This is a genomic window from Dyadobacter jiangsuensis (genome assembly GCF_003014695.1).
Classification (GTDB): domain Bacteria; phylum Bacteroidota; class Bacteroidia; order Cytophagales; family Spirosomataceae; genus Dyadobacter; species Dyadobacter jiangsuensis.
Genome location: NZ_PYAS01000022.1, coordinates 1 through 14,697, shown reverse-complemented (window position 1 = coordinate 14,697; position 14,697 = coordinate 1). Strand labels below are relative to the sequence as shown.

The following is a 14,697-nucleotide window of genomic DNA, read 5'->3' as shown; positions in this document are numbered from 1 at the left end:
GCGCATCGCGATCAAGCACGCTCTTACTAAAATGGTGTCCGTATATAAAAGTGCGGTTTGGGAATTTCCAATACCACGCTCATTTTAAGTAAACTGGGTAGAAATGTCTGAGCTCCCAGGCATCGGAGCTCAGGCATTCGCTAGAATGCAAGTCAAGAAGGCTGGCATTGCTTGACTAGTATACCTTTTAATTTAGCCATGTCGTCAGCAATCTTCTTGTCGACAACTTTGGCATATTGCTGAGTCGTTTTGATGTTTCGATGCCCAAGCATTTTAGAAACACTTTCTATCGGAACTCCATTGGTAAGTGTAACAGTAGTGGCAAAAGTATGTCGCGCCAAATGGAATGTGATGACTTTCTTTATCCGGCAAACATCTCCAATCTCTTTCAGATAAGAATTCATTTTCTGGTTTGACAGAACGGGGAGTAACCTGTCTTTTGCAATGCACTCAGCGAAGCCGGCGTATTTGTCGAGCACAATTTGAGCCATCGGCAAAATTGGAATACGCGACGGAGTATCTGTTTTCTGCCTTTTTATTGAAAGCCACTTTTCGCCGTCTACGCCGTCAACAATCTCGGAACGTTTGAGCTTGTAGACATCGGCATACGCCAATCCAGTGTAGCAGCAGAAAATGAAGATGTCTCGGACGTGCTCAAGTCGCTGATTATCGAAATCCCTGTTTGAAATCGTCTGAAGCTCAGCCGGAGTGAGCGCCTCCCTATTGACTTCTTTCAACGTTATTTGGTAGTTTGCGAATGGATCTCGCACTAGCCAACCCTTCTTGACACAAATGATGACGATTTTTTTGAAATTCGTCAGGTATTTCATCGCCGTGTTGTGGCCCAGCTGCTTTTCTGTCTTCAGCCAGAACGCATATTCTGATATGAAATCGTAGTTGAGCTTGTTGATATCAAATTCAGTCGTTTTATATTTCCATTCAATGAATGCCTTTGTGTGGTCGAACGAGGTTTTGTACCGTCCAAGCGTTCCCAAGGCATAGTCACTACCTACCATCCGCGCCAATTTCTCGTTGTGATCCCGAAAAACTTGAAGGATATCTTTCGATCTGTCCGACACACCATTAATTCTGTTGCGAAGCTTTTCAGCACTCAGTTCGATGTTCGCTTCCAGCATCTGCTTTTGGATGTCATACACTTTGAGTTGCATGGTGTCGAGATAGCTATTCAAACCTCGTGCATCTTCCCGTGTCCCGTTTTTGCGACCTGTAACCGAATTCCATTTCTCGGGCTCGCATTCTCTTTTTGTGGAAATCTCAAATCGTTCGCCATTGATTGTTATCCGCAGATATATCGGTAACGGACCTTTAACATAGCCGCTTCTTTTTTTCAGGTAAAAGAGCGTTGTGAGGTTTCTAGATAACATAATGATAGTTTTTAAGTGAATAAATCTACTATCAATGCCGTCAGAAAATCAAGATGTTTGCCTCGTAAACAGGTTGTAATTCAGTATGTTGTATCGATTCTGGTGAGCAGATTTCTCACATTGACCATGCTCACCAAATGCTCACCAGAATATTGTGAAAATTTGAATATTTTGGGAAAGCTATAAGAATGAAAAAGCCTGTAAATGATTCATTTACAGGCTTTTGTTGCTTTTTGCTACTCTTATCAGCAGAGAGGAAGAGATTCGAACTCTCGATACAGTTACCCATATACTACCTTTCCAGGGTAGCCCCTTCAACCACTCGGGCACCTCTCTATTGGGGTGCAAATATAAGGAACAGATTCATGTTTCCAAATCTCCCGCTAAAATCAAATGCTCATTTCTCCGCGCAATGGCTTGCCGAGCATATCGACGCAGGCGCCGCCGGGGCGTTCGCAGGCGAAAACGTACATCATTTTGGTGATGGCTGCTTCGGCGGTGATGTCGGAGCCGCTGATGACGCCGATCTGTTGCAGGAACTTGCTGGTCTGGTACTGGCCTTGCGACACGCGGCCGCCATCGCATTGGGAGACGTTGAAGATCACGATGTCGCGTTCGATGGCGTTGCTGATCGCGTTCAGGAACCAGGGCTCGGTAGTGGCATTGCCTGCCCCATAGGTTTCGAGGACGATGCCTCTTAATCCTTCAATGTTCAGGATCGATTCCACAACTGGCCGGCTGATTCCCGGAAACATTTTCAGGAAGGCCACATTACTATCGAAGTTTTTGTGAACTTTCAGTTTCAAGCCCGCTTTGTACGGTTTGATGTACGGAAAATTGTATTCGATATTCACGCCCGCATTAGCCAGCGCGGGGTAGTTTTCGGAATGGAATGCATTGAAATCCGAGCTCTCCTGCTTTTTGGAACGGTTACCGCGGAGTAAACTGGAATTGAAATAAATACAAACCTCGGTGATAATAGGATGTCCTTCCGCATTCTTGGCCGCGGCGAGTTCCAATGCGGTAATCACGTTCTCACGCGCGTCTGAGCGCGCTACGCCTATGGGCAGCTGTGCACCTGTGAGGATCACGGGTTTGTTGAGGTTTTCGAGCAAATAACTCAATGCAGACGCCGTGTAGGCCATGGTATCTGTTCCGTGCAGGATCACAAAACTGTCGAACTGCTCGTAATGCGCTTCGATAATGCTTGCCAGCTCGATCCAGATGGCCGGATTCATGTTCGATGAATCGATCGGTTCCGAAAGCGAGAGGAAAGTAATGTCAAAATCCAGACGGCTGATCTCGGGGACTTTCTCGATGATTTGCTGGAAGTCGAATGGCACGAGTTGCTTGCCTTTCGTTTCATAAACCATTCCCAGCGTACCGCCCGTATAAATTACAAGTACTGAACCGCTGGTCGGTTCGGGAGAAATGGGGTTGATGTGTATTTTGGTATAACTCATTGCACTACTTTGTTGAGCATGCTTTTCGCATTCGCGGTGGTGGCGGCGATTACCTCGGCTTTGGTCATTTCCTTCAAATCGGCTACGCGCTGTGCGACGAGGTCGATGTAAGCGACTTCATTGCGTTTTCCACGGTAGGGGACGGGCGCGAGGTAAGGCGCGTCGGTTTCCAGCACCAAATGCTCGACACCAACGTGCGGTATCACTTTATCCAAGCCTCCATTCTTAAATGTAGCGACGCCGCCAATGCCGAGCTTAAAACCCAGTTCAATGGCTTTTTGCGCTTCTTCCAATGTTCCGGTAAAGCAATGGAAAATGCCGGTTAATGCGGGGTCGGCAAAATCTTCGATCAGTTTTACGGTCTCCCAGAATGCGCTGCGGCTGTGAATGTCGATCCAGAGGTTATGCTTGCGCGCGAGGTCGCATTGGTATAAAAATGCCTTTTCCTGTTGCTCTTTAAATGTCACATCCCAGAAAAGGTCCATGCCGATCTCGCCGATGGCAATAAACTCGTATTTGCCGAGCCACTCTTCCATGATCTGCAATTCCTTCTCGAAATTCTCCTTCACGTAGGTAGGGTGCAAACCGATCATCGGGAGGCATTTGCCGGGGTATTGCTCGGCGAGTGCCAGCATGCCGTCGATGGTCTCGTGGTCGCAGTTGGGCATCCATATCTGCTCAATGCCTGCATTCCAGGCGCGGTCGAGCATTTCGGTACGGTCTTCGGCGTAATCGTCGCTGTATATGTGGGCGTGGGTTTCAATCATTTTTACATAGGTAATGCTTCAAATCGGTACCCTTTTTCGCTGAAATATTCGAGGTAGCGGGGGAGCGTGTGAAGCATGTTTTTGGCGGCTTTAATGCTGTCGTGGAAAAGCACGATGGAGCCGGGCCGGGTATGTTGGATGGATTTTTTTAGGCAAATTTCAGGGGTAATTTCAGCGGAAAAGTCGCCACTGAGGACGTCCCACATGATAATCTGCTTGTCGCGCAAAACGACTCTCGACTGGCTCTTCTTAATGCGGCCATAGGGCGGACGGAAAAGCTTTGTTTCGAGTTTCAGCTGCTCGGTGCATTGCTGAATATTATCCAGATAAACGGCATCCTCGGTTTTCCAGCCATTCATATGGTTGAAAGTATGGTTACCAATCGAATGACCGCCATTTCTGACCATTTCATACACGTCGGGATGTTTGAGCACATTATTACCAATGCTGAAAAACGTGGCTTTCGCGTTGTATTGGGTCAATAAATCCAGCACTTGCTCGGTAATGTCGGGAATAGGCCCGTCGTCGAACGTCAGGAAAATGCTTTTCTCTTTCGTAGGAATATGCCAGGTAAAACCGGGAAAAAATGCTTTCAGCCAGAATGGAGAATGATGCAGGAACATGCTGTCGATGAATTTTGCGCTTCAAATATAAAGGGATATAAAACAAGAAGCTGCCGGGTGGGGCAGCTTTCTTGCAATAACAATATATAGAGGCTGGCTTAAACCTGTACCGCTTACGCGTGTGCAAATACAGGATTCAGCATCGATACAGCCTTGGCTTCGAGGAATGACTCGCCCATCAGGTACTCGTCCACCGAACGTGCCGCTTCGCGACCTTCGGAGATTGCCCACACTACGAGGGATTGTCCGCGGCGGCAGTCGCCTGCTGCGAATATTTTCTCGTTGGAGGTCGATTGATACCCGTTGGTTTTGATATTGCCGCGCTCGTCGAATTCCAGGTCCAGGTCGTTCAACAGGCCTTCTTGCTGCGGGTGCAGGAAGCCGGCTGCCAGGAACGCCAGGTCACAAGGAATGGTACGTTCGCTGCCTTCCACCTCTCTCATTTGCATACGGCCCGTTTCAGGGTCTTTCTGCCAGTCGAGGTCTACGATTTTCAATGCAGTCAGGTTACCGTTTTCGTCACCAACGAATTCTTTGGTGTTGATAGACCAATGTCTGTCGCAGCCTTCCTCGTGTGAAGTCGATGTGCGGAGCATCATCGGCCAGTTCGGCCATGGTGTGCTTGCATCGCGCTCTTTTGGAGGAATAGGCATCAGCTCGATCTGTGTCACGGATTTCGCACCGTGACGGCCCGAAGTTCCTACGCAGTCGGAACCAGTATCACCACCACCGATTACCACCACGTGCTTGTCGGTAGCGAGGATTTCGCCATTGGCATAGGCTACGCCGCGGTGATCCACCACGCGGTCGATACCGGCTACGCGCTTGTTCTGCTGGCTCAGGAATTCCATCGCGAAGTGTACGCCTTTGAACTGACGGCCTGCGATTTTTACATCGCGCGGAACGGTCGATCCCATCGTCAGCAACACGGCGTCGAATTCGTTTTGGAGCTCTTCGGCTTTGATATCTACACCCACATTCACGCCGGTACGGAATTCAACTCCTTCGGCTTCCATGACCGCCATACGACGGTCGATAATGCCTTTGTCGAGCTTGAAATCAGGGATACCGTAGCGAACCAGACCACCGATTTTATCCGCTCTTTCCAGCAATACCACCGAGTGACCGGCCTGGTTGAGCTGATAAGCAGCTGCCATGCCCGCAGGTCCTGAACCTACTACCGCCACTTTTTTGCCGGTGCGGGTTTTCGGAATGCGTGGTTTAACCAAACCTAGTTCAAATGCTTTTTCGATGATCGATTTCTCGATGTACTCGATCGCTACCGGCGGCTTGTTGATACCCAGTACGCAGGATGCTTCGCAAGGAGCGGGGCAAATGCGGCCTGTGAACTCAGGGAAGTTGTTGGTAGACGCTAATATTTCATAGGCCAGTCCCCAGTTTTCATCATACACCGCGTCGTTGAACTCGGGGATGATGTTGCCCAGCGGACAACCATTATGGCAAAAAGGAATTCCGCAGTCCATACAACGGGCTGCCTGCTGTTTGGAATTAGAGTCGGTCGGTGCGGTTTCAATCTCACTGTAGTCCTTCAAGCGCTCTTCTACGCTTCTTTTTTTCGGCAACTCCCTTTCAAACTCTAAAAATCCGGTTGGTTTTCCCATTCTTATTACTGATTTAAAAAATTCTGATAGTTGATCTTGAAACTGAAAATTACTGGTGTACCACGTCTACGACGATGTCCTTGTACACCACGTTCTTGTCGGCAATCTGCTGTGCGAGCGTGATACCGCGTCCTTCCAGCGCTTTGCGGAAATCGGATGGCATTACTTTCACAAATTGCTTCACAGATTCTCCCCAGTTCTGGATCAGTTGGAAAGCGATGTTGCTGGTCGTATACTGGAAGTGTTTGTCCAGATATTCACGAAGGATCGTTTGATCTTCTTCGTTCAATGGTTCCAGCGACACCATTTCTTTATTTACTTTCTCTTCGAAGGTTCCGTTTTTGTCGAGGACGTAAGCCACACCGCCGGACATACCAGCCGCGAAGTTGCGGCCTGTTTCGCCGAGGATAATCGCCAGACCGCCCGTCATGTATTCCAGACCGTGGTCGCCGACACCTTCCACTACTACTTTCGCGCCCGAGTTACGTACGCAGAAGCGCTCGCCCGCAGTTCCGCGGATGTAGGCGTCACCCGAAGTAGCACCGTAGAATGCCACGTTACCAATGATGATGTTTTCTTCCGGCTTGAACTTCGCGTCGCGGTCGGGGTACACGATCAGTTCGGCGCCGCAGAGGCCTTTTCCGAAGTAGTCGTTTGCGTCACCTTCCAGTTCGAGGCGTACACCCAATGTGTTGAATGCACCGAAGCTCTGGCCCGCAGTACCGCGGAATTTGAAATGGACATTGCCGTTTGGCAAGCCCACGCCGCCGTATTTCTTCGAGATTTCGTTCGAAAGCATCGTTCCCACCGACCGGTTCAGGTTGTTGATCGGGAATTCTGCGTAAATCTCCTCCTTGCTTTCGAGCGCCGGCTGCGCCGAACGGATCAGGTCGAGGTCGAGAATGGCATCGATACCGTGATCCTGCTCTTCCTGCTTGAATTGAGCTACCGAAAGGTCGCCTTCTTTGTACAGGATCGCGTCGAAGTTCAGGTTTTTGTATTTCCAATGTTTGATATCATTGCGCAGTTCGAGGTACTGGGCCTGACCAACCATTTCATTCACTGTTCTGAAACCAAGTTGTGCCATGATCTCGCGCAGTTCTTCCGCCATGTAGGTAAACATGTTCACCACGTGCTCAGGCTTACCCGAGAACAATGCGCGGAGTTCTTTGCGCTGCGTAGCCACACCCACAGGGCAGGTGTTCAGGTGGCATTTACGCATCATGATACAGCCAGCGGCTACCAATGCCGCGGTTGCCACACCCCATTCTTCGGCACCAAGCAATGCGGCGATCGCGAGGTCGCGGCCGGTACGGAGCTGTCCGTCGGCCTGAACGGTTACCCGTCCTCGCAATTTGTTACGTACCAAAGTCTGGTGAGTCTCAGCCAAACCAAGCTCCCAAGGCAGACCCGCGTGGCGGATCGAGCTCAATGGAGATGCACCGGTACCACCGTCGTAACCCGAGATCAGGATGTGGTCGGCGTGTGCTTTCGCTACACCGGATGCTACGGTTCCTACACCGGCTTCGGACACCAGCTTCACGCTGATACGTGCCGCACGGTTGGCATTTTTAAGGTCGAAAATCAGCTGCGCCAAATCCTCGATCGAGTAAATGTCGTGGTGAGGAGGAGGGGAGATAAGCCCTACACCCGGTGTCGAGTGACGGGTACGGCCGATCCAGTCGTCCACCTTGAAGCCCGGAAGCTGACCACCTTCACCTGGCTTAGCGCCTTGTGCAGTTTTGATTTGCAGCTCGCCCGCATTGCTCAGGTAATGGCTTGTTACACCAAAACGTCCCGAAGCAACTTGTTTGATCTGCGAGTTCATGCTGTCGCCGTTCGGCAAACGGTTGTAACGCAGTTCGTCTTCGCCACCCTCGCCGGAGTTGGATTTACCGCCAATGCGGTTCATCGCAATCGCCAGGGTAGTGTGCGCTTCCCACGAAATCGATCCGAAGGACATTGCACCGGTAGCAAAGCGTTTGAAGATATTTTCAACAGGCTCTACCTCGCTCAAAGGAATCGCATTGCCTTTTTTGAATCTCAAAAGTCCACGCAATGTCAGTGCCTTGTGGCTCTGGTCGTCGATCAGTTTAGAATATTTCTTGAATTGCTCGTAGCTCGCATTGCGGGTCGATTGTTGCAGCAAATGCACCGACTGCGGGTTGAAGATGTGTGCTTCACCACGTTGTTTCCACTGGTAAACACCACCTACTTCGAGTCTTGGCTTTTGCTCCGCGCTTTCGTGGTAAGCCACTTTGTGACGCACCAGAATCTCGCGTGCAATCTCAGGAATGCCCATACCGCTGATACGCGAGATGGTTCCTGTGAAATATTTGTCGATTACATCCTTGTTCAAGCCCACGCATTCGAAGATCTGCGCTCCCTGGTACGATTGCAGGGTAGAGATTCCCATTTTCGAGAATATCTTCAAAAGCTCCTTGTTAACGGCCTTGATGTAGTTGTAATGCAGTTTTTCGTCGGTGAACTCGCCTTCGATCATGCTCTTGCGGTTCATGTACGAGAGCGTTTCGAACGCCATGTAAGGGCAAACACCCGCAGCACCGTAGCCGATCAATGTAGCCACGTGATGGGTTTCCCAAACGTCTCCCGCTTCCACGAGCAAGCCTACGCGGCCACGCAATCCTTCGCGGATGAGGTGGTGGTGGATGGTCGCTGTTGCGAGCAATGAAGGGATCGGCGCGTGGTCGGAGTCGATGGCGCGGTCGGAGAGGATGAGGATTTCAAATCCGTCTTCGATCGCATCTACCGCGTAACGGCAGATTCTTTCCAAAGCTCTTTCCAGTGCTTTTCCGCCTTCGTCGGCGCGGAAGTAGGTATTGATGGTTTTGGCCTGGAAGCCGTCTTTATCTACAAAACGCAGCTTGTCGAATTCCTGCACCGAAAGGATCGGGTGCGGCAATGCGATCTGCCGGCAATGTTTCGGTGATTCTGTGAGAATGTTCTCGGTGCTGCCTACGAAAGAGATCAAAGACATGATCGCACGCTCGCGGATCGAGTCGATCGGCGGGTTGGTTACCTGTGCGAAAAGCTGTTTGAAATACGTAGACAAATGCTGCGACTGATCCGAAAGAACGGCCAGTGGGCTATCAGTACCCATTGAACCGATCGCTTCCATGCCTGTCTGAGCCATTGGCCCGAGGATCATGCGCAAATCTTCCGAAGTATAACCGAATGCCACCTGGCGTTTCAGCAATGCATTTTCGTCGTATGCGCGGTACGTGCGGATCGGGTGATCGAGCGCGTCCACGTGCAGCTTGTTCTCATCCAGCCATTGCTGGTAAGGCTGCGCGGTACAGATTTGTTTCTTGATTTCTTCGTCAGGAACAATACGGCCCTGCTCCATATCCACCACGAACATACGTCCGGGTTGCAGGCGGCCTTTGGTCACAACGCGTGCCTGGTCCACTTCCAATACACCCGCTTCCGAGCCCATGATGATGGTATCGTCGTCGAGTACCCAGTAACGTGACGGGCGCAGACCGTTACGGTCGAGTGTAGCACCTACCATTTTACCGTCTGTGAACGAGATCGACGCAGGACCGTCCCATGGCTCCATAATGGCCGCATGGTATTCGTAGAATGCTTTCCGCTCAGCGTCCATTTGCTCGTTGCCATCCCATGCTTCGGGGATGAGCATCATCATCACGTGCGGCAATGAGCGGCCGGAAAGGTGCAGCAATTCGATCGCGTTGTCGAGGTTGGCGGAGTCGGACTGGTTCCTGTCGCAAATCGGCAGGAGCATATCCATTTCTTCTTTGGTGAAGAATTTGGACTCGAAAGATTTTTCCCCGGCGCGGATCCAGTTCACGTTTCCTTTTACGGTGTTGATCTCCCCATTGTGCGCGATGTAGCGGAATGGCTGAGCCAGCTCCCATGAAGGGAATGTGTTGGTCGAGAAACGCGAGTGTACTACTGCCAATGCAGATACGACCGATTCGTTTTCCAGATCCGGGAAGTAATATTTAAGCTGGGCAGTGGTGAGCTGTCCCTTATATGAGATCGTGCGGCATGAAAGCGACGAGTAATAGAAGTTCTTCGCGCCCTTAACCGTGTCTTTAATCAATCTTGCAGAAACCTGGCGGAGGATGAACAGCTTGCGTTCAAACGCCATATCGTCCGTAATGTCGTCCGGACGCTTGATGAAAACCTGCTCTACGTTGGGTTCAACGGAGAGAGAACCTTCACCCAGGGTGTTGTTCAATGTAGGTACCTTGCGGTAGCCGAGCAATTGCAAGCCCAGCATCTTGATCTTTCGGTTCAGGATATCCCTGCTTTCTTCCCTGGCAAGTTCGTTGCCCGGGAAAAAGATCATCCCTACACCATACTCACCTGCCGGCGGCAGGTGGAAGCCCAACTTGGTAGATTCTTCTACAAAGAACTCGTGAGGGATCTGAATTAAAATACCAGCACCGTCACCGGTGTTAGGGTCAAAACCAGTTGCACCCCTATGCTCCATCCTTTCGAGCATATGAATGGCATCAGCCACGATCTGGTGCGACTTACGACCCTTGATGTTAGCCCGGAAACCGATTCCACATGCATCATGCTCAAATTCCGGGCGGTACAGTCCCTGATTTTCTACCATTTGTTCAGACATTTGCGACATTTATCGAATTGTAGGTAATTAACAAATTCGTAATTAGAATCTGTTTAAATAAGCACTTTAAAAGGAAAGCGAAAACGCCAGTGTGTGATGTTTTGGGTAAAGCCACGCAATATACCCATAAAAAATATTTGGCTTATTATGGGAATGGCAAAATTTTCTATCCCTAATATGCTTTTGGCCGAATTATTACAATTATTATCAAAATATTGATAAAGATGTAACGAATGCCCGTATTGGTTACCATTTTGAAAAGCTGTAAAGGCCATTTTGGGTGACTTGGAGGATTACAAAAACCACCTAAGGAAAATATAAAAAGTGTGGGGATGACATCAAAAAAACGTCCCGCCGAAGCTCGGCGGGACGTCCCTCTAAGTAACTGAAAATTATATTATTCAAATATTAAGGTTCTTTCGATTCGCTCACACCTTCGTAATCTTCGTCGTCATAATCGTCATCGCCCGCACCGAACTCGTTTTCAAGACTGTGCATGAAAACGGCGTCGATTGCTTCTTCCTTGGTGGGCAAAACAGTAAGATCTGGTATTCGGAGATCCTCCAAGGTATCCATAAAATCGTCGTCGCGGGTCACGATCACGAGCAAGCCGAGGTCGTTCGCGCAAAGGCGGTTTACTTTCTTTAACGTAGTGATCCCCGTTGCGTCCAGCGACTTCACGGTTTGCATATTGACGATCAAACTATGATAGCCCTCGCGGAAGAGGCCGCGGGCTGTTTCTTCGAAAGATGCGGGTACATCGTCGGCGAATGCGGGTGCATCGGTCTCGATGTAAACGTATTGTTCTTTCTTTTCCAGTTTAAAATCCATTTCGGTTGTCGTTTTGTCAAACAAATATTCTGTTAAGTGAGTAGCGTTCCTCAGGCAATCGCACGCAGAATGGCCTTCTCAATTCTTTCCAGCGGGTGATCCAGGTTGTTTTTCTGAAACTTCATGCCGGTCACTTTTTCGAAGAGCTCAATGTAGCGTTCTGAAATAGAGAGGACCTTTTCATCGGTCATTTCAGGCACGGTCTGGCCGTCTTTGCCCTGGAAGCCGTTTTCGATCAGCCACTCCCTTACAAATTCCTTGCTAAGCTGCTTTTGGGATATGCCGGCGCGCTGATTTTCCTCATAAGTGTCTTTATAGAAGTACCGTGAGGAATCCGGGGTGTGGATTTCATCGATCAAATAAATCGTGCCATCCAGTTGCCCAAACTCATATTTGGTATCCACCAGAATCAATCCCTGATCCGCAGCCATTTCGGTGCCCTTCGCGAACAATGCGAGCGTGTAGCGTTCCAGGTGCTCGTATTCGTCCTCGCTCACAAGCCCTTGCGCGAGGATCTGCTCACGGGAAATGTCCTCGTCGTGGCCTTCATGCGCTTTGGTGGTAGGCGTAATGATCGGCTGGGGGAGTTTGTCGTTTTCTTTCAGGCCTTCGGGCAACGCCACGCCGCATACTTCGCGTTTTCCGGCTTTGTACTCGCGCCAAGCGTGGCCTGCGAGGTAGCCGCGTACCACCATTTCCACGGGGTAAGCCTGGCATTTGATACCAATGCTAACGTTCGGATCGGGCACCTCTTCGAGCCAGTTGGGCACGATGTCGGAAGTGGCGTTCAGGAAATGCGCGGCGATCTGGTTCAAAACCTGTCCTTTATAAGGGATAGCACGGGGCAGGATCACGTCGAATGCCGAAATGCGGTCGGTGGCGATCATCACCAGACGTTTTTCAAACGAGTAAACGTCACGGACTTTTCCTTTATAGAAGGCCGTCTGGCCGGGGAACTGGAAGTTGGTTGCTGGTATGCTGTTCATTAGATTATGGGTAAAATTACCACTCGATTTCGCTCTTTTGTCCGGGCTTGGTATTGTACTGTTTGCGCCGGAGCTGGTAAATATATTGGGATTCGTTCGATTTCATGGCATCGAGGATCGCCCGTGCCTGTTCCTCGGACATGTTCATAGCCTTAAGGCTTTTGAGCAATTCCTCCTTCTTGACATCCTCGCTCACCTCGCGTATTTCCTGCGGCGGGGCCGGCGGAGGTGCCGGTTGCACCTGGTTCGTCTGCTGCTGGTTCGACTGGCGTTTTCGGGTAGTCACGTCGGACTGTTCGTCGACACCGGAGAAGCTTTTTTTCAGGATAATGTAATTAGTCCTTGCCAATGCATTGCCTTGTTCGAGGCGTAATGCGGTTCGCAGGTTCGTTAATGCGCTGGCGGTATCTTTTTTGTTGACGAGGATCAATGCGATCTGTGCGTTTGCTATCGAGGCAATGTTGTTATTTTCAATGTCGCTTAGCAGCCGGTAATGTTTCAAAGCCTGTTTGTAGTCGCCTGCCTTGTATAAGGAATGAGCCAGGTTCAACCTTGCAGCGGGATCTGAAAAGATCGAGCCGTAGGTGATTTGCCGGTACAGCTCCGCCGATTTGGTAAACTCCTTTTTCCGGAAGGCCTGCTCCGCATCCAGCTTTCTCTGGTTCGTCTTGGTAATGGAATCGAATGTACGGTTATCCCAAAGCCAGAGCAGGACATAAAGGATCAGAGACGTCATATCGGTTCACATTTGCGTGCAAAAATAGGGAATTGCGCTTAGAGTCGGAACGTTCCAATGGTAATTAAAACGTCGAGCAGGATCAGCACCAGCGCGGCGCCCAGGAAATAATAGTACTTGTTGGAAACAACCGTGATCGTCCGTGAATCCACCAGCGCACCTTCCGCCTGGTTAATGTCGCTGATCATCTTCTGGACGTCGTTCTTGGAATTGTTGAGTTCATAATAGGACCCGCGTGCCGAATTGGCCACGCCGCGAAGGAAATTCTCATCCAGTTTGCTGATCACCAGTTTGTCGTTTTTGTCCATGAGCGGCTTGCCGTTCTGCTGAATGCTGATGCCCACCTTCGTGCCCACGGCCACAGAATACACCCCGATCCCGAAGCGGCGGAGATTGTTGAACAATGCATTGCTGCAACCCGAGCTGTTTTCGCCGTCGGTGAAAAGCACCATCATCTTCGCGCGGCTCGTCGGATCGGCCGCATTCATCAGCTTACTGTAAGCCATTTCGATGGCACCGCATATATTGGTACCATTGGTCGGGAGCAAGTCCGTTTGCAACGACTGGATGAAAAGTTCGAGCGCGGCCGCGTCGTACGTGAGCGGTACGTGTATGTACGCGTCGTTTGAAAATATAATGATCCCGATCCGGTTCGCCCGCTCGTTCTCGACAAAGCGGTTGAGTTCAAACTTTACTTTTTCCAACCGGGAGGGTGTCACGTCTGCTGCATCCATCGACTTCGATAGGTCGACCACCATAAATATGTCCTTGCCCTTCGCCTGGATGTCGCGCTCGGCCTCTCCGAACGACGGTCCGAGCAGACTAATGATCAAAAGTGAGAAGGTAATGGTGCGTAAAAAGAGTTTGATAATAAGTGTCCGGGCAGTGGTTTGAAGCTGTCGGGCGACCCGGACAGTGCGTATGATATAGGCTGTGTAAGCGAAAATGAAAAAAAATATAAAAAAATATTCGGTGCTCTCAAAGGGGTAATTCCAGTTCATAATGAACGTATTGTGTGATTTAAACTGGGGCAAAAATAGGCATTTCAAGCTTCTGGCGAAGTTTTTTTTCTTGGAATGTTTGCTTTTCTGAAAACGAACCCGCTATATTTGCACCCAAGAACGACGGACGAAGGAGGGATGGGTGAGTGGCTGAAACCAGTAGTTTGCTAAACTGCCGTACTCGCAAGGGTACCGCGGGTTCGAATCCCGCTTCCTCCACGCGGTTTCCGAACGTTCGAATGAGTGCTCTTTCTTAACGTAGAAAGGGAAAATTATCGGGGAGTGGCGCAGTCCGGTAGCGCATCTGGTTTGGGACCAGAGGGTCGCAGGTTCGAATCCTGTCTCCCCGACGAAAAAAGCAAAAAGGCAGTAAGCCGTATGCAGTAAAACTGCACTGCTGACTGCCTTTTTTTATGACCGGTCCCGTAGCTCAGCTGGATAGAGCAACTGCCTTCTAAGCAGTAGGTCTTGTGTTCGAATCACAACGGGATCACTTCAAAATCAAGCACTTAGATTAGTTTCTAAGTGCTTTTTTTGTTGCATAACGATGCCGCTCAGCTGGATAGAGGATCAGTCCGAAAAGTTGGGGGGTGATAAAAAAAGTAGTTGTTTTGCGATGAATCAATATTAAATGCATTGCAAGAGTCTTATTTAGCCCTAGT

The 14,697-nt window shown here is 49.9% G+C and carries 10 protein-coding genes and 4 tRNA genes; 3 read left to right on the top strand and 11 right to left on the bottom strand.

Features of this window, described 5'->3' with window-relative positions; all coding sequences use genetic code 11:
* Positions 1-152: 152 nt before the first annotated feature.
* From CLV60_RS30910 to CLV60_RS30860, 11 genes are all read right to left on the bottom strand, one after another.
* The gene (locus CLV60_RS30910; RefSeq protein WP_106599275.1) at positions 153-1,385 is read right to left on the bottom strand and encodes a site-specific integrase; all 1,233 of its coding nucleotides are present in this window, start codon (positions 1,383-1,385) and stop codon (positions 153-155) included.
* A 249-nt stretch (positions 1,386-1,634) separates the two neighbouring features.
* Positions 1,635-1,721: transfer RNA gene (locus tag CLV60_RS30905), tRNA-Ser, on the bottom strand.
* Positions 1,722-1,774: 53 nt separating this feature from the next.
* On the bottom strand, positions 1,775-2,848 hold the full coding sequence (locus tag CLV60_RS30900) for an asparaginase (RefSeq protein WP_106599274.1): 1,074 nt from the start codon (positions 2,846-2,848) through the stop codon (positions 1,775-1,777).
* Entirely contained in the window at positions 2,845-3,615 is a 771-nt protein-coding gene (locus CLV60_RS30895) for a TatD family hydrolase (RefSeq protein WP_106599273.1), read from the bottom strand. The genes CLV60_RS30900 and CLV60_RS30895 overlap by 4 nt, the downstream gene beginning before the upstream one ends.
* 2 nt (positions 3,616-3,617) lie before the next feature.
* Positions 3,618-4,238 carry a polysaccharide deacetylase family protein gene (locus CLV60_RS30890; protein ID WP_106599272.1) on the bottom strand — a complete coding sequence of 207 codons (621 nt, stop codon included), beginning with the start codon at positions 4,236-4,238 and terminating at the stop codon, positions 3,618-3,620.
* Between the two features lie 113 nt (positions 4,239-4,351).
* Positions 4,352-5,860, bottom strand: coding sequence for a glutamate synthase subunit beta (locus CLV60_RS30885; protein WP_106599271.1), 1,509 nt, complete (start codon positions 5,858-5,860; stop codon positions 4,352-4,354).
* A 49-nt stretch (positions 5,861-5,909) separates the two neighbouring features.
* Entirely contained in the window at positions 5,910-10,490 is a 4,581-nt protein-coding gene (gene gltB, locus CLV60_RS30880) for a glutamate synthase large subunit (protein WP_106599270.1), read from the bottom strand.
* A 399-nt stretch (positions 10,491-10,889) separates the two neighbouring features.
* Positions 10,890-11,312 carry an STAS domain-containing protein gene (locus CLV60_RS30875; RefSeq protein WP_106599269.1) on the bottom strand — a complete coding sequence of 141 codons (423 nt, stop codon included), beginning with the start codon at positions 11,310-11,312 and terminating at the stop codon, positions 10,890-10,892.
* A 50-nt stretch (positions 11,313-11,362) separates the two neighbouring features.
* Positions 11,363-12,298 carry a phosphoribosylaminoimidazolesuccinocarboxamide synthase gene (locus CLV60_RS30870; protein WP_106599268.1) on the bottom strand — a complete coding sequence of 312 codons (936 nt, stop codon included), beginning with the start codon at positions 12,296-12,298 and terminating at the stop codon, positions 11,363-11,365.
* Positions 12,299-12,314: 16 nt separating this feature from the next.
* Complete coding sequence (locus CLV60_RS30865) at positions 12,315-13,034, bottom strand: outer membrane protein assembly factor BamD (RefSeq protein ID WP_106599267.1); 720 nt, start codon at positions 13,032-13,034, stop codon at positions 12,315-12,317.
* 38 nt (positions 13,035-13,072) lie between these two features.
* The gene (locus tag CLV60_RS30860) at positions 13,073-14,035 is read right to left on the bottom strand and encodes a vWA domain-containing protein (RefSeq protein ID WP_106599266.1); all 963 of its coding nucleotides are present in this window, start codon (positions 14,033-14,035) and stop codon (positions 13,073-13,075) included.
* Positions 14,036-14,167: 132 nt separating this feature from the next.
* Between CLV60_RS30860 and CLV60_RS30855 the strand changes: the two genes are divergently transcribed.
* From CLV60_RS30855 to CLV60_RS30845, 3 genes are all read left to right on the top strand, one after another.
* Positions 14,168-14,254: transfer RNA gene (locus tag CLV60_RS30855), tRNA-Ser, on the top strand.
* A gap of 57 nt (positions 14,255-14,311) precedes the next feature.
* A tRNA-Pro gene (locus CLV60_RS30850) sits at positions 14,312-14,385 on the top strand.
* A 69-nt stretch (positions 14,386-14,454) separates the two neighbouring features.
* Positions 14,455-14,528 (top strand) — tRNA-Arg (locus CLV60_RS30845).
* Positions 14,529-14,697 lie beyond the last annotated feature (169 nt).